17 protein-coding genes are annotated in these 21,157 nt (G+C 73.7%); 5 read left to right on the top strand and 12 right to left on the bottom strand.

Annotated features, from left to right (window positions below):
- Window positions 1–4 precede the first annotated feature (4 nt).
- From QRT04_RS10080 to QRT04_RS10060, 5 genes are all read right to left on the bottom strand, one after another.
- A complete protein-coding gene (locus tag QRT04_RS10080; protein WP_289455080.1) occupies window positions 5–1,009 on the bottom strand; it encodes a Gfo/Idh/MocA family protein in 1,005 nt (334 codons plus the stop codon).
- A gap of 223 nt (window positions 1,010–1,232) precedes the next feature.
- Window positions 1,233–3,947, bottom strand: coding sequence for a type I DNA topoisomerase (gene topA, locus QRT04_RS10075; RefSeq protein WP_289455079.1), 2,715 nt, complete (start codon window positions 3,945–3,947; stop codon window positions 1,233–1,235).
- 51 nt (window positions 3,948–3,998) lie between these two features.
- Window positions 3,999–5,099, bottom strand: a complete 1,101-nt coding sequence (locus QRT04_RS10070; RefSeq protein ID WP_289455078.1) for a phosphatase PAP2 family protein — start codon at window positions 5,097–5,099, stop codon at window positions 3,999–4,001.
- Between the two features lie 92 nt (window positions 5,100–5,191).
- Window positions 5,192–5,533: a hypothetical protein gene (locus tag QRT04_RS10065; RefSeq protein ID WP_289455077.1), complete on the bottom strand. Its 342-nt coding sequence runs from the start codon at window positions 5,531–5,533 to the stop codon at window positions 5,192–5,194.
- 166 nt (window positions 5,534–5,699) lie between these two features.
- Entirely contained in the window at window positions 5,700–6,746 is a 1,047-nt protein-coding gene (locus QRT04_RS10060; RefSeq protein WP_289455076.1) for an AraC family transcriptional regulator, read from the bottom strand.
- 48 nt (window positions 6,747–6,794) lie between these two features.
- Here QRT04_RS10060 and QRT04_RS10055 point away from each other — a divergent pair, with 48 nt between their 5' ends.
- Window positions 6,795–7,049, top strand: a complete 255-nt coding sequence (locus QRT04_RS10055; protein WP_289455075.1) for a DUF4242 domain-containing protein — start codon at window positions 6,795–6,797, stop codon at window positions 7,047–7,049.
- 134 nt (window positions 7,050–7,183) lie between these two features.
- On the opposite strand, the gene QRT04_RS10050 is transcribed toward QRT04_RS10055, so the two are convergent.
- From QRT04_RS10050 to QRT04_RS10025, 6 genes are all read right to left on the bottom strand, one after another.
- Window positions 7,184–8,287: an ABC transporter ATP-binding protein gene (locus tag QRT04_RS10050; protein ID WP_289455074.1), complete on the bottom strand. Its 1,104-nt coding sequence runs from the start codon at window positions 8,285–8,287 to the stop codon at window positions 7,184–7,186.
- Entirely contained in the window at window positions 8,284–9,444 is a 1,161-nt protein-coding gene (locus tag QRT04_RS10045) for an ABC transporter permease (protein WP_289455073.1), read from the bottom strand. Before QRT04_RS10045 ends, QRT04_RS10050 begins: the two co-directional genes overlap by 4 nt.
- A gap of 10 nt (window positions 9,445–9,454) precedes the next feature.
- Entirely contained in the window at window positions 9,455–10,435 is a 981-nt protein-coding gene (locus tag QRT04_RS10040; RefSeq protein WP_289455072.1) for an ABC transporter permease, read from the bottom strand.
- On the bottom strand, window positions 10,432–11,559 hold the full coding sequence (locus QRT04_RS10035) for an ABC transporter ATP-binding protein (protein WP_289455071.1): 1,128 nt from the start codon (window positions 11,557–11,559) through the stop codon (window positions 10,432–10,434). The genes QRT04_RS10040 and QRT04_RS10035 overlap by 4 nt, the downstream gene beginning before the upstream one ends.
- 125 nt (window positions 11,560–11,684) lie before the next feature.
- Window positions 11,685–13,370, bottom strand: a complete 1,686-nt coding sequence (locus QRT04_RS10030; RefSeq protein ID WP_289455070.1) for an ABC transporter substrate-binding protein — start codon at window positions 13,368–13,370, stop codon at window positions 11,685–11,687.
- A 106-nt stretch (window positions 13,371–13,476) separates the two neighbouring features.
- Entirely contained in the window at window positions 13,477–16,146 is a 2,670-nt protein-coding gene (locus tag QRT04_RS10025; RefSeq protein WP_289455069.1) for a beta-d-glucosidase, read from the bottom strand.
- Window positions 16,147–16,250: 104 nt separating this feature from the next.
- On the opposite strand from QRT04_RS10025, the gene QRT04_RS10020 reads away from it, so the two are divergent.
- The 4 genes from QRT04_RS10020 to QRT04_RS10005 all read left to right on the top strand — a co-directional run bounded on the left by QRT04_RS10020 (window position 16,251) and on the right by QRT04_RS10005 (window position 20,013).
- Window positions 16,251–16,904, top strand: coding sequence for a TetR/AcrR family transcriptional regulator (locus QRT04_RS10020; RefSeq protein WP_289455068.1), 654 nt, complete (start codon window positions 16,251–16,253; stop codon window positions 16,902–16,904).
- A gap of 211 nt (window positions 16,905–17,115) precedes the next feature.
- On the top strand, window positions 17,116–17,850 hold the full coding sequence (locus QRT04_RS10015) for a response regulator transcription factor (protein ID WP_289455067.1): 735 nt from the start codon (window positions 17,116–17,118) through the stop codon (window positions 17,848–17,850).
- Window positions 17,850–19,514 carry a sensor histidine kinase gene (locus QRT04_RS10010; RefSeq protein ID WP_289455066.1) on the top strand — a complete coding sequence of 555 codons (1,665 nt, stop codon included), beginning with the start codon at window positions 17,850–17,852 and terminating at the stop codon, window positions 19,512–19,514. The genes QRT04_RS10015 and QRT04_RS10010 overlap by 1 nt, the downstream gene beginning before the upstream one ends.
- Before the next feature lie 118 nt (window positions 19,515–19,632).
- Window positions 19,633–20,013 (top strand): VOC family protein, encoded by a 381-nt coding sequence (locus QRT04_RS10005; RefSeq protein ID WP_289455065.1) that lies wholly within the window; start codon window positions 19,633–19,635, stop codon window positions 20,011–20,013.
- A 40-nt stretch (window positions 20,014–20,053) separates the two neighbouring features.
- Here the strand turns inward: QRT04_RS10005 and QRT04_RS10000 are convergent, their stop codons facing one another.
- Window positions 20,054–21,019 (bottom strand): LppM family (lipo)protein, encoded by a 966-nt coding sequence (locus QRT04_RS10000; protein WP_289455064.1) that lies wholly within the window; start codon window positions 21,017–21,019, stop codon window positions 20,054–20,056.
- Window positions 21,020–21,157: the final 138 nt, after the last annotated feature.

The raw sequence follows: 21,157 nt of genomic DNA, 5'->3' as shown, positions 1-21,157 counted from the left end.
ACCGTCACTCCCCCGGGTAGACGACCCCGACCTGCCGGCGCACCTCGTCCATCGTCGTCATGACGTCGAGCGTGCCCTGCCACGACATCCGCTCCGACTCGTGGTCGCCCGCGGCCACGCGCCGCGCCACCTCGGCGGCCTCGTACTGCAGGCCGTTCGCGTACCGCTGGTCGAAGGTCCAGACGCGGCCGTCGCGGCGCTCGAGGCGGAACGACGTGGGCCGGTAGAACTCGCCCTCGACGAAGACGCGGCCCTCGGTGCCCGCGATCGCGGCGGTGGTGGGCGTCTTCGCCCAGAGCGTCGTGTGCAGCGTCGCCTGCCGCCGCTCGCCGTAGCCGAGCACGATCGAGACCTGCCCGTCGACCTTGGTCTCGGTCAGCGTCCCGACGGCCGTCACGGTGTCCGGGACGCCGAGCACGTCGTGCGCGAACGCCACCGGGTAGACGCCGAGGTCCAGGAGCGCACCGCCCGCGAGCGTCGGGTCGAACAGCCGCGAGTGCGGGTCGAACGCCATGAACTGCCCGTGGTCGGCAGCGAGGCTGACGATCTCGCCGATCTCGCCCGCCTCGATCACCTGGTGCAGCGCGGCGACGTGCGGCAGGAACCGCGTCCACATCGCCTCCATGACGAAGACGCCCGCCTCGCGCGCCGCGTCGAGGACCTCGCGGGCCTCGGCGACGTTGCGCGTGAACGCCTTCTCGACGAGCACGTGCTTGCCGGCGCGGATGGCGAGCAGCGCGTGCTCGCGGTGCTCGGAGTGCGGCGTGGCGACGTAGATGGCGTCGACCCGCTCGTCCTCGACCAGGCGCTGGTAGCCGACGTGCACCGTCGGGATGCCGTGCGCCGTGGCGAACCGCTCGGCGCGGTCCTTGTTCCGCGAGCCGACCGCGACGAGCTGGGCGCGGGTGAACTGGTTGACGGCCGACGCGAACTGCGCGGCGATGCCACCGGCGCCGAGGATGCCCCAGCGGATCGGCGGTGCGGTGCGGGGGTCCTCGGTGCGAGCCATGGCCGCCAACCTAGTGCCGCGCCGCCCACCGCGCGGCCGGGCCGCAGGGGGCGGGCCGCAGGCGGCCGGGCGGGTGGAGCGGGTCGAGCCCGCGCGGCGAACCCGGGGGCCGTGAGTTCCGCCAGGTTCCGTGAGTCACGACTCGCGGGATCGAGCGAGACTCACGGTTTCGGCAGGAACTCGCGGTGCCGCGCGGGAACGCCGGCGGGGGTGCGGCCGTGCGCTACTTCTTCGATGCCGCCTTCGTGCGGGTCGTCGCGCGGCGGGCGGGCGCCTTCTTCTTCGCCGGGGTCGACGCGCGCTTCTCCGCGAGGAGCTCGATCGCCTGCTCGCGCGTGATCGACTCGGGCGTCGTGTCGCGCGGGAGGGTGCGGTTCGTCGTCCCGTCCGTCACGTAGGCGCCGAAGCGGCCGTCCTTGACGACGATCGGCTTGCCGCTCGTCGGGTCGTCGCCCAGCTCGCGCAGCGGCGGGGTCGCGGTCGCGCCGCGGCCGCGCTTGGGCTGCGCGTAGATCGCGAGCGCCTCGTCGAGCGTCGTCGAGAAGAGCGCGTCCTCCGACGCGAGGGTCCGCGAGTCCGTGCCCTTCTTGAGGTACGGGCCGTAGCGGCCGTTCTGCGCGGTGATCTCGGCACCCGTCTCGGGGTCGACGCCCACCACGCGCGGCAGCGACAGCAGCTTGAGCGCGTCGTCGAGCGTGACCGTCGGGAGCGACATCGACTTGAACAGCGACGCCGTCCGCGGCTTCGGCGCGGCCGCGAGGGCCTTCTTGCGAGCCGCGGCCGAGAGACCCTCGTCGAGCTCGGGCTCGGGCAGCAGCTCGGTGACGTAGGGACCGAACCGCCCGTTGCGGGCGACGATCGTGGTGCCGGTCGACGGGTCCTCGCCGAGCACCTGGTCGCCGTCCGGCTGCGTCTCGAGCAGCTCGCGCGCCTTCTCGACCGTCAGCTCGTCGGGAGCCAGCTCCTCGGGGACCGACGCGCGCCGCGGCTCGTCGTCCGGCTGGAGCCCCGGCGCCTCGAGGTAGGGGCCGTAGCGGCCCACGCGCAGCACGATGCCGTCGCCGATCTCGATCGAGTTGACCTCGCGGGCGTCGATCTCGCCCAGGTTCTCGACGAGGTCGCGCAGGCCCTCGCCCGACTCGCCGCCCGAGGCGTCGCCGAAGTAGAACTGCGTGAGCCAGTCGACGCGGTCCTTGTCGCCGGACGCGATGGCGTCGAGGTCCTCCTCCATCTCGGCCGTGAAGTCGTAGTCCACGAGCCGGTCGAAGTTCTCCTCGAGCAGGCGGGTCACGGCGAACGCGAGCCACGACGGCACGAGCGCCTGCCCGCGGCTCGTCACGTACCCGCGGTCCAGGATCACGGAGATCGTCGCCGCGTACGTCGACGGGCGGCCGATGCCGCGCTCCTCGAGCGCCTTGACGAGGCTCGCCTCGGTGTAGCGCGGCGGCGGTGACGTGCGGTGGCCGTCGGCCTGCAGGTCGGACGCCGTCAGCGCGTCGCCCTCCGCCATGCGGGGCAGGCGCGCGTCCGGGCCGCCCTCGCCGGACCCCGAGCCGGGCTCGCCCGACTCGTAGCGCTCGACGTCGCGGCCCTCCTCGTACGCCGCGAGGAAGCCGCGGAACGTGATGACCGTGCCGGACGCCGAGAACACCGCGTCGCGACCGTCGGCCGTCGCACCGATCCGGACCGAGGCCGTCGACCCGCGCGCGTCGGCCATCTGCGACGCGACCGTGCGCTTCCAGATCAGCTCGTACAGCCGGAACTGGTCGCCGCTGAGCTCGCGCGCGACCTGCGCCGGCGTGCGGAAGTGGTCGCCCGCGGGGCGGATCGCCTCGTGCGCCTCCTGCGCGCCCTTCGCCTTGCTCGTGTAGACGCGCGGGGCGTCGGGCACGAACTCGGGTCCGTAGAGCTCGGCGGCCTGCCGGCGCGCGGCGTCGATCGCCTGCGTCGAGAGCACCGGCGAGTCGGTACGCATGTAGGTGATGTAGCCGTTCTCGTAGAGCGTCTGCGCCGTGCGCATCGTCTGCCGCGAGGCCATGCGGAGCTTGCGCGACGCCTCCTGCTGGAGCGTCGAGGTGGTGAACGGCGCGGCCGGGCGGCGCGTGTACGGCTTCGTCTCGAGGCTGCGGACGCTGAAGTCCGCCTGCTCGAGCGCCGTGACGAGCGCCTGCGCGGCGGCCTCGTCGAGCTGGACCGCGTCGCCCGTGAGCCGGCCGGCGTCGTCGAAGTCGCGCCCGGTGGCGACGCGGCGTCCGTCGAGCCCGGTGAGGCGCGCGGGGAACGTGGGCTCACCGGCGTCCTCGACGGCGAACGTGCCGGTGACGTCCCAGTAGTCGGCGGCGACGAACGCCATGCGCTCGCGTTCGCGCTCGACCACGAGCCGCGTCGCGACGGACTGCACGCGGCCGGCCGAGAGGCCCTGGCGGACCTTGCGCCACAGCACCGGGCTGACCTCGTATCCGTAGAGGCGGTCGAGGATGCGGCGCGTCTCCTGCGCGTCGACCAGCCGGTCGTCGAGCTCGCGCGTGCTCGACAGCGCACGCTGGATCGCCTCGCGCGTGATCTCGTGGAAGACCATCCGCTTGACGGGGACCTTGGGCTTGAGCTCCTGGAGCAGGTGCCACGCGATGGCCTCGCCCTCGCGGTCCTCGTCGGTGGCGAGGTAGAGCTCGTCGGAGTCCTTCAGCAGCTTCTTGAGCTCGCTGACCTTCTTCTTCTTGTCCGCGTCGACCACGTAGTACGGCGCGAAGCCGTTGTCGACGTCGACCGCGAACTTGCCGAAGGGGCCCTTCTTCATCTCCGCGGGCAGCTCCGACGGCTGCGGGAGGTCACGGATGTGGCCGACGCTCGCCTCGACGTCGTACTGGTCGCCGAGGTACCCGGCGATCGTGCGCGCCTTGGCGGGCGACTCCACGATCACCAGCTTGCGGCCTGCCATGCCCAGTCCTTCGCTCGTCGGGGGGAACCCTGCGGACTCTACGACCTGTCGTCAAGCACGTGGCAATCGTCCCGGCGCGGCCCGGCCGGGCACCGCCCGCGCCGGGACCGCCGAGTCGGACACCGCCGTGCGCAGCGCGAGCATCGCGGCGAACGTCAGGCAGCTCGCGGCCGTCGCACCCGCCGCGCCGCCCGCGTACGCCACCAGCAGGTCCGCGCGAGCGAGCGAGAAGTCCTGCGCCCAGGTGTGCCCGAGCGCGAGGACCGCGACGGCGCCGGCCGCGACGCCGAGCGTGACGAGCACCACCATGACGCCGCGACGCTGCCGGCGCGCGGCGTCCCGCGTGTCGTCGGCCGCCGCGCGCGACACCGCGGCGGCGTCGACCGCGCCCGTCGCCGGCCCCGAGAGCCGCGCGGGGGTCAGCGCCACGAGCGCGCACGTGATGGCCATCCAGCCGAGCACGACGAGCGTCGCGGCCACGACGTCGGACGGGCGGTGCCACTGGCCGATGAGGGTCGAGACGCCCGTCGCGGTCGTGTACGCCGCACCCGCGGCGGCCGCCCAGGGCCGGGCGCGCGCCGGGACGACGAGCAGCAGCGCGGCCGAGACGGACGCGGCGGCCGTGGTGTGGCCGCTCGGCAGCGTGTTCACGGACGGCGACGGGATGCCGAGGTGCGGGCGGTCGAACACGTCGTACTTGAGGACGTGCGTGGTCAGGTTGGCGCCCGCCATGAGCACCGCGACCTGCACCGCGAGGGACCATCGCCGACGCAGCACCGCGATGAGCATCGCCGCCACGAGCACCGCCGCGATGAAGCCGACCGAGACGACGCTCAGCACGCGCTCGGCGACGTGCCACAGGTGCGTCTGCCCGTAGGCCGCGCCGCGCAGCGCGGAGCGTTCGACCCGCTGGCCCCGCGTCGAGCCGACGAAGACCGCCCAGATCAGCCAGATGCCCAGGCCCGAGGCGGCAGCGACGGCGACGCAGACCGCGACGACCGGGCCGCGCGACCGCGTCCGGCGGGAGGTCACGTGGGCCGTCGGGTGCCCGGCGACGGGCCGGCCCGCCGGGTCGGCATCGGCGGGCGCGGTCGGTCCCGGACGCACGGGCACCGGGCCCGGCCAGGGCGTCTCGGTCCGCGGCTCGCTCACCCGCACCACCGTAGGTCACCCGTCCGGGCGCGCCCCCGCGTCGGCGGCTCCCTCACAGGCTCCGGCGAGGTTGCTCGCCGGTTCGTCACGCGTCACGCGGGTGCGCCCACCGGACGCGGCGCGCCCTGTCCGACGACCACCGCGTGCCGGCAGCCCGACAGGCGGGCGCAGGTGTCGTCGTCGGCGTTGACGCACAGCAGGCAGCCACCGCGCGCCTCGAGCTGCGCCGCGGCGTCGTCGATCGCGCCGGCCGCGCCCACCGCGCCGGCCGCCCGGAGGCTGGTGGCCGCGAGGTCGAGCACGATCATCGACGCGCTGGCCGAGAGGGCGTCGAGCAGCGCGCGCAGGCGGTCCACGTCGTCGCGGCCGAGCCGGCCGGCCGGGCGGACGTTCGCGGTGAGCCACGTGGTCTCGTCGATCGCCTGCACGGTCATGGCCGTCTCCTCAGGGTTGGTGCGCCGGCCCCTCCGCCGGCGCGGTACCCACGTCACCGGCCAGGTCTGTGCGCACGCTGGACGTGGCCGCCGGGCAGGCTATGAACCGGCGCCGGCGGCGCGCGGGCTGCGCCCCCGGCGCGATCGGTCGGGGCACCGGGCGGCCCTAGGACCCCGGGCGCCACTGGCTCGGTGCGACCCCGTGCTCGCGGCGGAACGCGCGGCTGAACGCCTCCTCGGACTCGTACCCGACGCGCCGCGCGACCGCGGCCACGCCGAGCTCGCGCGCGGCGAGCAGCTCGCGCGCCCGGTGCATCCGCCAGCCGAACACGTAGCGGATGGGCGCGACCCCGAGCACCTCGCGGAACCGCTCGTCGAGCGCCGACACCGAGACGTGGCTCGTCGCCGCGAGGTCCGCGACGGTCCAGCGGCGGCCGGGGTCGGCGTGGATCGCCGCCAGAGCCGGCCCGAGCACCGGGTCGTGCAGGGCGCGGACGAGCCGCGCGCCCGGTGCGCTCGACGACGTCAGGTGGATGCGGAGCATCTCGACCAGCAGCAGCTCGGGCAGGCGCGGCGGGGCCGCGATGCGGCCCTCGTCGTCGAGCGTGGTCCGGGCGAGCGCGTACTCGATGCTCGACCGCACCCAGTCGACCGCTCCGCCCTCGGCCGGCCGGACGACGAACGCCGGCGGCAGCAGGCGGGTCCGCCGGTCGAGCAGCGGGTCGTCCGACCGCAGGTACCCGCACACGACGCCGGTCGTCGGGCCGGGGCCGCCGTGCCGGATCACGGGCAGCTGCGTCCACGGGGGCGGCGCGAGGAGCCGCTCGATGGGGACGAGCTCCGCGTCGGCCGTGCCGCCCATCCGGTGCCGGTCGCCGTACGGGATGACGATCACGTCGCCGGCGTCGGCCCAGAGCCGCTCGCCGCCCTCGACCTCGATCCAGCAGCGGCCGCTCGCCACCACGTGGAACAGCACGAGGTGCTCGGGCTCGACGTCGAGCACCCGGCCCATGCCCTGCGTCGACATCGACTCGTACGCCCAGGCCTCGCCGTACTCGGCGCGCAGGAAGATCGCGCCGCTCAGCCGCAGGCCCGACAGCACGGCGTCGACGACGGCGGCCTGGTCCGCGGCGGCGTCCCGGTCGGGGGCGGCGGCGGGGCCGCGGTCAGGCACGGCGGCGACGCGGTCATGGTCGTGCGGGACGACGGGCACGAGTCTGAGTGTGTCAAACCGGACACATCCACCCGAGGGGGAAAGACCATGGCTCTCTACATGGACATGCACGACGCGCTGCCCGAGGGCGCGACGATCGACGACGTGCGCGCGGCGCACGCGCGCGACCTGGAGGTGCAGGGCGACTACGGCGTCCTCTACCACCGCTACTGGGTCGACGAGAGTGCGGGCAAGGTGTTCTGCCTCGTCGAGGCGCCGGACCCCGCGACGGCCGAGCGCGTGCACCGCGAGGCGCACGGCCTCGTCGCCGACCGGCTGTTCCCGGTGACCGAGGGCAGCTGACGCGCGGACGACCCGGACAGCGAGGCGCCGCCGGACACGAACGACGCCGCGACCACGTGACTGTGAAGTGACGTGGTCGCGGCGTTGTTCGTCGCCGGGCGGGCCGGCGTGGCGGGGGCGGCGTGGCGGGGGGGTCAGAGGGCCAGGCGGTCCGGGGCCGGGAGGGGTTCGAAGCCGCCGTAGCGGACCGCCTGCGGGTCGTGGCGCAGGCAGGCGACGAGCCGGCCCGGGGAGTCGCCGGGGACCGCGGGCGGCACGAGGCGCGGCGGGATGGCGGCGCAGGCGTCCCACGCGAACGCGCAGCGGTCGCGGAACGGGCACCCGGACGGCAGGTGCGCGAGGTCCGGCGGCGAGCCCGGGATGCCCGCGAGCTCGCGGCGCGGGCCGCGCAGCGGCGGGAACGAGTGCAGCAGGCCGTCCGAGTACGGGTGCCGCGGCCGCCGGTACACGTCCTGCGCGGGCGCGTCCTCGACGATCTCGCCGGCGTACATGATCGCGATGCGGTCGGCGATCTCGATCAGCAACGAGACGTCGTGCGTGATGAAGACGACCGCGAACCCGAGCCGGTCGCGCAGCTCCATGATCTGCTCGAGGATCTGCCGCTGCATGACGACGTCGAGCGCCGTGGTCGGCTCGTCCATGATCAGCACGCGCGGCTCGAGCGCGAGGGCCATGGCGATCATCACGCGCTGGCGCATGCCGCCCGAGAGCTGGTGCGGGAACGAGCTGATCCGGTTCGGCGCGATGCCGACCATGCTCAGGAGCTCGCGCGCCCGCTCCTCACGCTCGGGGCGCGTCATCTCGGGCCGGTGGGCCGCGATCGTGTCGGTGAGCTGCCGCCCGATCCGGTACACCGGGTTGAGCGAGTTCATCGCGCCCTGGAACACGATCGCCGTGTCCTGCCAGCGCGCGGCGCGCAGCGACCGCTCGTCCTGGCGCAGCACGTCGATCGGCTCGCCGCCGCCCTCGGGGTGGAACAGCACCTCGCCCGCCGAGATGTACCCGGGCGGCGCGAGCAGGCGCGTCGCGGCGTAGACGAGCGTCGACTTGCCGCAGCCGGACTCGCCGGCCAGGCCGAGCACCTCGCCCTCGTGGAGCGTCAGGTTGACGCCGCGCAGCGCGTGCACGCGGTCCTCCCCGTAGCCGTAGTCGACGACGAGGTCGCGGATCTCGAGGATCGGGCGGCGCTCGCGGGCGGCGGACGCCGGGAAGGCGGCGCTCGTGGTGGGGGCGGTCATCGCGCGGCCTCCTCGTGGTCGGCGGGTCCGGTGCTGTCGGGGGTCGCGCTCCGCCGCAGGGACGCGGGCGGCTCGAAGCCGGTCGGCGCGTCGACCGCGTCGGCGGGCAGCGACTCGTCGGCGGGCTCGTCGAGCTCCGTCACGGGCACGACGGCCGGCCGGGCGACGGCGCGCGGCGCGTCCTTGGCGACGACCGTGAACCCGATGCGCGGCCGGATCTTGCGGCGGCGCATCTCGCGCGGCGTCAGGCCGGCGAGGCGCAGCCGCGGGTTGACGAACTCGTCGATGCCGAAGTTGACGAGCGAGAGCGCCATGCCGAGCAGCGCGATCAGCAGGCCGGCCGGCACGAACCACCACCACGCGCCGCGAGCGAGCGCCTGGTTGCCCTGCGCCCAGTAGAGGATCGAGCCCCAGCTCCAGTCGCTCACCGACGTGACGCCGATGAACGCGAGCGTGGTCTGCGACAGCACCGCGAACGTCACGGTCGAGATGAAGCTCGACGCGATGATCGCGGTGAGGTTCGGCAGCGTCTCGAACCAGACGATCCGCCACGTCTTCTCGCCGCTCGCGCGCGCGGCCTCGATGAAGTCGCGCCTGCGCAGCGACAGCGTCTGCGCTCGCAGCAGCCGCGCACCCCACGCCCACCCGGTGAACGCGAGCACCAGCGCGACGACGAAGTTGCCCGCGTCCGAGAGCTGGCTGCAGATGATGATGATCAGCGGCAGCGCCGGGATCACCAGGAAGATGTTCGAGAGCGACGACAGCACCTCGTCGCCGACGCCGCCGAGGAACCCGGCGCTCACACCGACCGCGATGGCGAGCACCGTGGCGATCACGCCGGCCACCAGGCCCACGATCATCACGCCGCGGGTGCCGACGATGAGCTGCGAGAAGATGTCGCGGCCCAGGTGGTCGGTGCCCATCAGGTGGTGCCATGACGGGTGCACGAGCAGGTCGGCGGTCATCTCGTCGGGGTCGTACGGCGCGATCCACGGGCCGACGATCGCGATGACGGCGAAGACGCCGAGGATCACCAGCCCGGTGATCGCCTTGGCGCCGCGCAGGAACACGAACCGCTGGCGGCTCGGGACGACCGTGTCGACCTGCGCCGACTCGGCCGCGGCTGCGGCGTCGACGGGGACGACGTCCAGGGGCATGTTCGACATCTCAGGCCTCCTGGCGGGTACGCGGGTCGAGGATCACGTAGACGATGTCGGCGAGGATGTTCATCGCGAGCACCGAGAACGTGATGACGAGGAAGATGCCCTGCATCAGCGGGTAGTCCTTGCCGCCGATGGCTTGGAAGAGCTCGTAGCCGATGCCCGGGTAGCTGAACACCATCTCCATGACGAGCGTGCCGGAGACGACGAACCCGAGGCTCAGGGCGAAGCCGGACACCTGCGGCAGGATCGCGTTCCGCGCGGCGTAGCCGAACATCACGCGCCGCTCGGACAGGCCCTTGGCCTGCGCGACGGTCACGTAGTCCTCGCTCGTGACGGTCACCATCATGTTGCGCATGCCGAGGATCCAGCCGGCGACCGACGAGAGCACGATCGTCAGCGCCGGCAGGAGCGCGTGCTGCAGCACCGACCCCACGAACGCGGGCGTCCAGCCCGGCGTCAGTGCCGTGTCGTAGCCCTGCCCCGGGGGCAGCCAGCGCCACGTCACAGCGAACAGCGAGATGAACAGCAGGCCGAGCCAGAAGTACGGCACCGACGAGAAGAAGGTCGTGACGGGCACGATGCCGTCGGCCCACGAGCCGCGCCGCCACCCGAGGTAGACGCCGACCAGCGAGCCGCCGACCACCGAGATGATCGTCGCGATGCCGACCAGGCCGATCGTCCACGGCAGCGACTGCGCGATGACCTCCGAGACGGGCGTCGGGTAGTGCACGAACGACAGGCCGAGGTCGCCGTGCAGGATCTGCTGCCAGTACTCGACGTACTGCTGCCAGAGCGACTTCTTGGTGTCGAGGCCGAACAGCACGTAGAGCGAGTGGACCGCGCTCGACGGGATCGACCCCTGGTAGCGGTTGATCAGCGACTGCACCGGGTCGCCCGGGAGCATGCGCGGGATCAGGAAGTTGAGCGTGACGGCGGCCCACGCGGTGATCGCGTAGAAGCCGACGCGGCGGGCGAGGAACTTCATCGGGCCACCTCCGGGGCGCCGCGGCGGACGGGGGCCGCGGCGGCGCGGAGGTCGGGTAGGTCGGCGCGCGCCGGCGCGTCCGCGGGCACGCCGTCGAGCGCGCCCGGCACCCGCGCGGCGTAGCCCCAGCACGCCACCGTGCGGTCGGCGCCGATGTCGAGCAGCGGCGGGTTCTGCGTGCGGCACAGCTCGGTGGCGAACGGGCAGCGCGGGTTGAACCGGCAGCCGGCGGGCGGGTTCACCATGTTCGGCGGCTCGCCGCGCGCGCCCGTGTGGGCGGGGGCGCCGAGGTTCTCGGCGTCGGGCGCGGACCGGACGAGCAGCTGCGTGTACGGGTGCGCGGGCTGCTGCGTCACCGACTCGCTGTCGCCGGTCTCGACCGTGCGGCCCGCGTACATGACGTGCGTGCGGTCCGCGAAGTACCGGGCGGACGCGATGTCGTGCGTGATGTAGAGGATCGCGATGCCGAGCCGGTCGCGCAGGTCCTTGAGCAGGTTGAGGATCCCGATGCGGATCGACACGTCGAGCATCGAGATCGGCTCGTCGGCGAGCAGGACCTCGGGGTCCGCCGCGAGCGCGCGGGCGATCGCGACGCGCTGGCGCTGACCGCCGGACAGCTCGTGCGGGAACTTGTCGATGAACCGGTCGGGGTTCAGCTGGACCCGGTCCAGCAGCGCGCGCAGCTCGGCCTCGAGGGCCGCGCCGCGCAGCGTCGGGCGGTGGATCCGGACCGAGCGCGTCAGCACGTACCGCACCGTGTGCACGGGGTTCAGCGACGCGAACGGGTCCTGGAAGATCATCTGGGCGCGCCGGCAGTAGGCACGGAAGGCACGACCCTTGCGGGCCGTGACGCGCTCGCCGTGCAGCAGCACCTGGCCGTCCGTCTGCGTGTACAGCCGGGCCAGGAGGCGCGCGACGGTCGACTTGCCGGAGCCGGACTCGCCGACGAGCGCGAGCACGCGGCCGGAGTGCAGCTCGAGGTCGACGCCGTCGACGGCGTGCACGACGCCCTTGCTGCGCAGGCCGCGCACCGGGAAGTGCTTGGTCAGGCCGACGGCGGCCAGCACGGGGGCCGACGCGGGGGCCGCGGGGCGGCCGGGGTTACGGGGAGCTTCGTCGCTCATCGGTCACCTGGAGGTTCGTGGGGGCGGCGGTCGGTGGTCCCGCCCGGAGCGCGTGGCTCGCGCGGGACCACCGGGGCGGCCCGGCGCGGCGGCCCGAGGTGGGAGCCGCCGCGCCGGGTCGTTCGTCAGGAAGCCGGCTTGAGCTTCGTGAGGATCAGCGCGACGTTCGCGACCGTCGGCTGCGGGTTGGCGTACGGGTTGTCGTCGCTCGGCCACCCGTCGTAGTACTTCGACGAGAACTCGGCACCCGCGGGGCGGGCGTCGATGCCCAGCGCCGGCACCTCCGAGACGTAGATGTCCTGGAGCTTGTCGAGCGCCGTCTTGCGGCCCGCGTCGTCCGTGGCGTCGGTGTACGCCTTGAACGCCGCCTTCGCGTCGTCGTTCTGGTAGCGACCGTAGTTCCACGCCGCGACCTTGCCGACCGGCTGGTAGTACGCCGGGTCGAACATGTTGGAGTACATCTCCCACGGCGTGACGCCCGCGTTGGTCCAGTGCAGGGCCGCGTCGAAGTTGCCCTTGTTGACCGCGTCGGTCCAGGTGTCGGCGTTCGGCGTCTCGACCGAGGCGTTCATGCCGATGGACTTGGCCGCGTCCTGGATGAGCTTGAGCGACGTGATGTAGTCGTTCCAGCCTGACGGGTCCTGCAGCACGAACGACACCTGCTTGCCGTCCTTGCCCATGAGCTTGTCGCCCGAGTACGTGTAGCCGGCGTCCGTGAGCACCTTCTTGGCGCCCGCGACGTCGACCGCGTAGCTCTTGTCCTTGTACGCGTCGGCGATGAACGAGTCACCGGCGGGCGTCGGGATGGCCGTGACGCTCTTGAGCTCGGGGAAGATGCCCGCCTCGGCGATCTCGGACGCCTTCTTGCGGTCGACCACCAGGTTGAGCGCCTTGCGGACGGCGACGTCGTTGAACGGCGCCTTCGTCGTGTTGAGCACGAGCTGGTCGATGCCGAGGCCCGCCGGGAAGAACGCCTTGTTGTGCGCGGGGTCCTTGGCGACGTAGACGTTCTGGTAGTCCGAGATGAACGTCCAGCCCCACTGCGCGTCGCCCGTCGAGAGGGCCGTCGTCAGGGTGTCGTTGCCCGAGTACGACGTGTAGCGCAGCTGCGGCACGGCGAGCTTGCCGCCCCAGTAGGTCGGGTTCTGGTCGAGCGTCACGGCCTGCGGCGTCCACGTGGTGAGCGTGTACGGGCCCGTTCCGACCGGCTTCTGGTTCGTGTCGTGCTCCGGGTCCGCGATCGTCGACCAGATGTGCTTCGGCACGACGAACAGCTGGAGCACCTTGATCTGGTTGACGTACTGCCCGGAGTCGAAGTCGACGGTGACGGTGTCGCCGGCGACCGCGATGTTCTTGTAGGGCAGGCCCTCGTTGTTGAGCGCCGCGTGGTCCTTGCGGAGCTGGAGCGAGTAGGCGATGTCGTCGGCCGTGAACGCCTGGCCGTCCGACCACTTGACGCCGTCGCGCGCGACGATCTTGATCTGCGTGTAGTCCGTGTTCCAGGTCCACGACTTGGCGAGCCACGGGATCGGGTCCTGCGCGGGGCGCGTGTCGTTGACCTCGGCCAGCGGCTCGTAGATCGCGAACGCGTAGCCGAGCGAGCGCGCGGCGGACGTGTTGAGGAACGGGTTGCTGTTGTTGGTCTGCGTGCCGTTGGGCATGCCGATCGTCAGGGCCTGGCCGGACGCCTTGCCACCGTTGGTGCCGCCGCTCGTCGTGGGGTTGCTGGACGAGCCCGACGAGCAGGCCGTGGCGAGCATCGCCACCGCCGCCACACCGGCGACGAGCGTTGCGAGCTTGCGCGTTCTCACGAGTGCCTCCTTGCACTGCTGGGTACTTGCGGGATGGGAGCCGTGCGGGTGGTGCGGTGCTGCCGTTGTGCTTCGTGCTCCGCGGCGACTGCGGACCGCCGCGGTGTTACGCGGGACTGACTCCGGGTCCGGACGGCGGGGACGCGGGGTCCACGTCGACCACGAGGCGTAGGTCGTCCGACGAACGACCGACGCGGATCGGATACGTCCCGGCCGGGGTGACCCAGCCGTGACGCGTCGTGTCCCAGGTCCGGAACGCGCGCGCGTCCACCCGGACCCGGACCGTCGTGCGGGCGCCGGCCTCGGCGTCCACGACGGCGAACGCGCCGAGCCACCGCACCGGGCGGTCGCCGACGGGCGACTGCGCGGGGGGCTCGACGTACACCTGGACGACCTCGCGGCCCGCGCGAGGTCCGTCGTTGACGAGCGTGACGTCGAGGTCGACGCCGTGCTCGCCGGTGCCCGCGACGACCACGTGCTCGTACGACCACGTGGTCCAGCCGAGGCCGTGACCGAACGGCGCGGCGGGCGTGCGGCCGAGGCGGAGCCACGACCGGTACCCGACGTGGACGCCCTCGTGGTACTCGACGACGCCGTCCGCAGGCACGGCGTGCGGCACGGGGACGTCGGCCTCGTCGGCCGGGAGCGTCCACGGCAGGCGGCCGCTCGGCTCGGTCACGCCGGTGAGGACGTCGCCGAGCGCGTCCGCCCACTCCTGCCCGCCGAGCCACGACCACAGCACGGTCGGGGCCTCGTCGAGCCACGGGAGGACCACGGGTGCGCCGGCGTTGACGACGACGACGGTGCGGGGGTTCGCGGCGAGCACGGCGCGCACGAGCTCGTCCTGCGTGCCCGGGAGCGCGAGGCTCGTGCGGTCGTACCCCTCGGACTCGATCTCCTCGTTGGTGCCGACCACGACGATCGCGAGGTCGGCGTCGCGCGCCACCGCGACCGCGTCGGCGAGCAGCTCGTCCGGCGTCGCGCCGGGCAGGCGGTGGACCAGGTCGGCGCGCGCGAACGAGCGGTAGCCGACCGGGTGGGCAGCCTGCACGGTGGCGTCGATCTCGACCGTGCGCGGCTCGGTGGCGTCGATCGTCAGGAGCGCCGGGACCGGCTGGTTGACGCTCGAGTCGAGGATGACGTCCTCGCCGACCACGCGGTCGCCCGTCGAGACGACCTGGCCGTCGACGACGATGCGGTGCCGGCCGACCGTGCCGACGCCGACCTCGTGCCGGCCGGGCTCGTCGAGGCGGACCGTGGTCCGGATGCGGAGGGCGACCGCGTGCTCGGGCACGTCGCGGCGCCAGCCGTCCCAGCTCGTCACGTCCCCGCCCTCGACCACGGCGCCGTCGGCGTCCAGCAGCTCCATCAGCGCGCCCGGGCGGCCGTCGGGCGTCGAGCAGCGGGAGACGAGGTCGAGGGCCGGCGGGACGAACCGCGAGACGGCGCCCGCGCGGAGGTCGACCTGCGCGCCGCCGAACGCCGCGGCGATCGCGTCCGGGAGGCTCGCGGTGCGGTCGGGGCGCACGTAGCTCGAGCCGCCGCCCTGCACGAAGGGGGCGACCGCGTTCGGACCGAGCAGCGCGATGCGGCGCGCGTCGCCGTCGGCCGCGGCGAGGACGGGCAGCGCCTGCGCGTCGTCACGGAGCACCACCATCGACCGGGCCACGAGCTCGCGCAGCGTCGCCGCGACGTCGATGCTCGCGACGTCGTCCCGCTCGGCACCCTCGGGCGCGAAGCCGTCGAGCGCACCGACGCGCTGGGCCATGCGCAGCACGCGCAGCACCTTGTCGTCGAGCACGGCCGCGCTCACGGTGCCCGCCTCGACCGCGGCGAGCAGTCCCTCGCCCCACGGGCCGTCCGGCCCGGGCATCTGCAGGTCGAGACCGCCCTCGGCCGCCTCGACCACGGAGTTGGTGGCGACCCAGTCGCTCACGACGACACCGTCGAAGCCCCACTCGTCCTTGAGGACGCCCTGCAGGAGCGGGGCGTGCTCGAGCACCGGAGCGGCGACCGCGCCGTCGTCGACGCCGGAGTACGCGCCCATGACGGACCACGCGCGCGCCTCGTCGACCAGGCGCTCGAACGGCGCGAGGTAGACCTCGCGGAGCGTGCGCTCGTCGACCCGGGACAGGTAGGTGGTCCGCTCGGTCTCGGAGTCGTTGGCGACGAAGTGCTTGACGCACATGCCGACGCCGCGGTCCTGCGCCGCCTTGACGACGTGGACCGCGATGCGGCTCGTCAGCTCGGGGTCCTCGGAGTAGCACTCGAAGTGGCGGCCGCCGACCGGGGTGCGCTGCAGGTTGACCTGCGGGGCGAGCACCACGTCGACGCCGTGCCGGCGGGCCTCCGCGGCGAACGCGCGGCCGACCTCGTCGGCCAGCCGGACGTCCCACGTCGCCGAGAGCGCGCTCGGCGCGGGGAAGGACGCCGACGTCTCGACGCCGTCCTCCGAGACGCCGCGCACGCCGGCGGGGCCGTCGGACAGGTGCATCGCGCGCAGGCCGATCCGCGGGATCGCCGTCGTCGCCCACAGACCCGCGCCGACGACGAGGGACACCTTCTCGGCGTCGGTCAGCTCGGCGACGAGCGCCTCGAGCGACCGGGGCCGCACCGCTCCGCGGCGCGAGGCGCCGACCACGTCGGTCACGTCGGGCGCGGCGGCGGGCTGCGCGTCGGCGGCGGCCGGCCGCGGGTCGGCGTCGGCCGACGGGCGGGCGGTGGCGGTGGTCGACGCGGCTGGCGCGGTGGCCTCGGTCGGCAGGTCGAGCGGCACGGGGTGGAGCTCCGATCGGGACGTCGTCGTTGTCGTCTGACGTCGATCTAAGCACGACTTACTAACTTGTCAGTAAGTCCGTAGATCACGATATGGTTTCGGCCATGGACGACGCCGTGCCATCGACGCCCGCGACCGGGCGCACGCCGCGCAAGCCCCGGCAGGCCACGGTCGAGCGCCGCCAGGAGATCCTGCGTGCGGCCGCGAACACCTTCGGCTCGAAGGGCTACAAGACGGGCTCGCTCGCGGAGGTCGCGGAGCAGGTCGGCATCACGCACGCCGGCGTCCTGCACCACTTCGGCTCCAAGGAGCAGCTGCTCATCGAGGTCCTCGAGTACCGCGACAAGGAGGACGTCGAGAACCTCGAGGGCAAGCACATCCCCGGCGGCCTCGAGCTCTTCCGCCACCTCGAGCGCACCGTCCGCGCGAACGCGCACCGCCGCGGCATCGTCCAGGGCTACTCCGTGCTGACCGGCGAGTCCGTCACGGAGAACCACCCGGCGCGCGGCTGGGTGCGGAACCGCTTCACGATCCTGCGCGGCGAGATCGCCGGGGCCGTGATGGAGGTCGGCGAGGGGCGCGTGCCGGAGTCGCTCGCGGCGCTCGCAGCCAGCGCCATCATCGGGGTCATGGACGGCCTGCAGGTGCAGTGGCTGCTCGACGACAGCGTGGACCTGCCCGAGTCGACCGCGTTCGCCATCGAGGCGATCCTCGCGGCCGCCGTCGCCGGCTCGCCCCGCCCCTACCCGCTGGACTGACCCCTCCCCCGCCCGAGTGACGGCCCGGGGCCGTCCGCGTCGCCCGGACGCCCCGCCGCGGCGTCACCCGGACGCGTGACGGCCGCTCCGTCTTCCGGGCGAATGCCGGGTCGGGCTCAGACGAGCCGCACCCGCGCCACCCGCCGCGCACTCAGTGCTTTCCCAGGTTCGCTCCAGGCGCACACCAGGATCCGCGCCGACCCTGGGCGGCATGACGACCTCGACCATCCGCCGCCCCGACGCCCTGCTGCGCGCGGACGGCTCCCCGGTTCGCGCCCTCGTGGTCGACGACGAGCCGACTCTCGCCGAGCTGCTGTCGACCGCGCTGCGGTACGAGGGCTGGCAGGTCGACCACGCGCTCACCGGGCACGCCGCGCTCAAGCAGGTCAAGACGCTGGACCCGGACGTCATCGTGCTCGACGTGATGCTCCCCGACCTGTCCGGCCTCGAGGTGCTGCACCGGGTCCGCGCGACGCACCCGCACGTGCCGATCCTGTTCCTCACGGCCAAGGACGCGGTCGAGGACCGCATCGCGGGCCTGACGGCGGGCGGCGACGACTACGTGACGAAGCCGTTCAGCCTCGAGGAGGTCGTCGCGCGGCTGCGCGCCCTGCTCCGCCGGGCCGGCGCCGTCTCCGCCCGTGACGAGGCCGTCCTCGTGGTGGGCGACCTGATGATGGACGAGGACAGCCACGAGGTGACGCGCGGCGGCGACGACATCCGCCTGACCGCGACCGAGTTCGAGCTGCTCCGCTACTTCATGCGCAACCCCAAGCGTGTGCTGTCGAAGGCGCAGATCCTCGACCGCGTGTGGCAGTACGACTTCGGCGGCCAGGCCAACATCGTCGAGCTCTACGTCTCGTACCTGCGCCGCAAGATCGACAAGGGGCGCGCGCCGATGCTGCACACGCTGCGCGGCGTGGGGTACGTCCTCAAGCCGGCCTGATGGGCTCGCGACCCACCGGGGCGTCCGGCCCGCGCGACGACGGTCGCCGGGACGGGCGCCCCGCGGCGCGTCGGGCTGGCGCGGCGCCGGCGTCCCTCGCGAGCGCGTCCCCCCGGCGCTCGCGCTGGACGCTGCGCCGCCGGCTCGTCGTCGGCGTCGTCGGGCTGGTCGCCGTCGTGGCCGCCGCGATGGGCGTCGTCTCGACGCTCGCCCTGCGCTCGTCGCTGATCGCGCAGATGGACTCGCGGCTCTCGGTGGCGAGCAACCGCGCCGCCAACGCACCCGACGGGTACGGCAACCGGGGCACGCCGGGCCGTCGGCCCCCGCCGGCGAGCCTGCAGCTCGGGCAGGCGAGCGGGACGGTCAACGTGTTCGTGCCGGGGTCGTCGTCCGGCGACACGACCGCCCGCGCCGGCTACGTCGACGAGTCCGGCCGGTTCCGCACGCTCACGCCCGCGCAGACGCAGACGCTGCTCGACGTCCCCACCGATGGTGAGGCGCACGGGGTCCACCTCGACGGTCTCGGTGCGTACCGCGCCGTCGCTATGGTCACGCCCGACGGCGCGCACCTCGTCACCGCGCTCCCGACCGAGCCCGTCACCAACACCGTCACCGGCTACGTCGCGGTGGAGGTCGTGGTCGCGGCCCTCGCGCTCCTCGTCGCGGGCACCGTCGGCCTCGTGCTCGTGCGTCGCGAGCTGCGGCCGCTCGACCGCGTCGCCGCGACCGCGCGCCGCGTGGCCCGCCTGCCGCTCGACCGGGGCGAGGTCGTCATCGCCGAGCGGGTCCCCGTCGCCGACACCGACCCGAGCACCGAGGTCGGGCAGGTCGGCGCGGCGCTGAACACGATGCTCGGGCACGTCGAGTCGGCGCTCACCGCGCGCCACGAGTCCGAGCTCCAGGTCCGCCAGTTCGTCGCCGACGCGAGCCACGAGCTGCGCACCCCGCTCGCGTCGATCCGCGGCTACGCCGAGCTGGTCCGCCGCCTGCCCGAGGAGCTGCCGCCCGGCGCGCTGCAGGCGATGGCGCGCGTCGAGTCGGAGTCCGAGCGCATGACGGGCCTCGTCGAGGACATGCTGCTGCTCGCCCGCCTCGACGCGGGCCGCCCGCTCGCGTCCGAGCCGCTCGACGTCGCCGTGCTCGCGATCGACGCCGTCACCGACGCGCACGCCGCCGGCCCGGAGCACCGCTGGCAGCTCGACCTGCCCGAGGACGACGAGCTGCTCGTGGTCGGCGACGACCACCGCCTGCGCCAGGTGCTCGCCAACCTGCTGTCCAACGCCCGGCTGCACACGCCCGCCGGCACGACCGTCACCGTGCGCGCCCGTCGGGTGCGCGGCGACATCGTGGTCCACGTCGCCGACGACGGCCCCGGCATCCCGCCCGAGCTGCGCGACCGCCTGTTCCAGCGGTTCACGCGCGGCGACGCGTCCCGCGCGCGGACGTCCGGGTCGACCGGCCTCGGGCTCGCGATCGTGCACGCGGTCGTCACGGCCCACGGCGGGACGATCACCGTCTCGTCCTCGGCGCGCGGCGCGACGTTCACCGTGACGCTGCCGGCGGCGCGCGTCGCCGCGCCCGAGCGCCCCCTGCCGGTCCGCAGCGCCGCGCCGACCGATGCCGCCGGCGTCGCGTGGCGCGCGGTCGGAGCGACGAGCGCCTAGCCCGACCCGCTGGCAGCGCGGAGGGCCGGCGTCCCGCTCCGGCATCTCGTCCGGCCGTGCGCGGGCCGCGGCGGCGTCGCAGACTGGGCCTCCTACCCCCGGCACGGAGGCGTGACGCATGACGGACCTCGGCACCAGCTTCAGCGGCTTCTCGGTCGACGACGTCGAGAAGGCGCAGGCGTTCTACGGCGACACGCTCGGGCTCGACACCTCGGTCGACCACGGCATCCTGACGATCCGGTTCGCGGACGGCTACCACGTGATCGCGTACCCCAAGGGCGACGCGCACGTGCCCGCGACGTTCACGATCCTCAACTTCCCGGTCGACGACGTCGCCGCGACGGTCGCCGAGCTGCGGGGGCGCGGCGTGCCGTTCGAGCGCTACGAGGGCACGCCGACGCAGACCGACGACGACTACGTGTTCCGCGGTGGCGGGCCGCTCATCGCGTGGTTCACCGACCCCGCGGGCAACGTCTGCTCGATCATCGCCGCCGGGTAGGTCGGGCGGGGTTCGTCCGCCGACGCGCTGCCGGGTGCGTCTACTGCTGCTGCCCGAAGCCCGTCGGCCCGGGACCGGCTTGCACCTGGCCGTAGCCGGGCGGCGTCTGGCCCTGCTGGCCGTAGCCGGGCTGCCCAAACGCCGGCTGGCCGTACGCCGGCTGACCGTAGCCGGGCTGACCGTAGCCCTGCGGCGCCTGGCCCTGCGTCCCGAGTCCTTGCGGCGCACCCACCGGCGCCGGCGGCCCCCACGACGGCCCGCCGCCCAGGTCGAACGGCGGCAGCGCCGCCGGGTCCTCGTCGTGCGACCGGCGGTGGCGACGCCGCACCAGCAGCAGCACGACGGCGAGCACGACGAGGAGCGCCACGCCGCCACCGATCCCGGCGAGCAGCCACGGGAACGGCTTCGCGCCGTGGTCCTCGGCGGTCGCGGTGAGCTCGAGCTTCGACGTCGCCGAGCCGCTCCACTCGACCGTGTTGCCGTCGATCTTCCCGTTCGACTCGAGCACCTTGCCCGGGAAAGTGAAGGCGACGTGGACCGACCCCATGCCGGCGGGCAGCGTGGTGCCGGACTGCCCCGCGTCCTGCGCGCCCGACGCGAAGTCGAGCAGGCCCGTCAGCACGTACGTATCGCCGACATGCTCGAGCGCCATCGAGTCGTCGCCGTCGTCCTGCTTGTTGAACTGCGCGAGCGTCATGCCGTGCGCCGTGAACGTGCGGCCCACGTACTCGCCGTCGTCGTAGGGCGCGGAGGACTGGTCAGCCACGCCGTCGAACGGTCCGTCGCCCTCCGAGAAGCCCTGGGCGAACACGTCGGCCGCCGACTGCCCCGTGCTCTCGAGCAGCGCCTTGCTGAGCCCGATGGTCATCGAGCCGTCGATCGTCTCGTCGGCATTGACCGTCATGGTGATGTCGGCCTTGAGACAGCCGGACAGCGTGAGCATGGCGACGGCGGTCACGGCGGTCGCGGCGAGGGCGCGACGGAGGCGGGTCGTGGTCGGGCGCATGCGCGTGTGCTCGGCAGGCGCACAGCGCGCACTGAGGAGACTCCCAGCCGGTCACCCGCCCGGCTGCGCCGCAACCCGGGACGAACCGCGCGCGGCGTCCGCCGAGCGGGCCACCCGGACGGGTGACGCGGACCCTCA

This window comes from Cellulomonas alba, assembly GCF_030362835.1.
Lineage (GTDB): Bacteria > Actinomycetota > Actinomycetes > Actinomycetales > Cellulomonadaceae > Cellulomonas > Cellulomonas alba.
The sequence above is the reverse complement of the archived record's forward strand: the minus strand, read 5'-3'. Positions and strand labels throughout refer to the sequence as shown.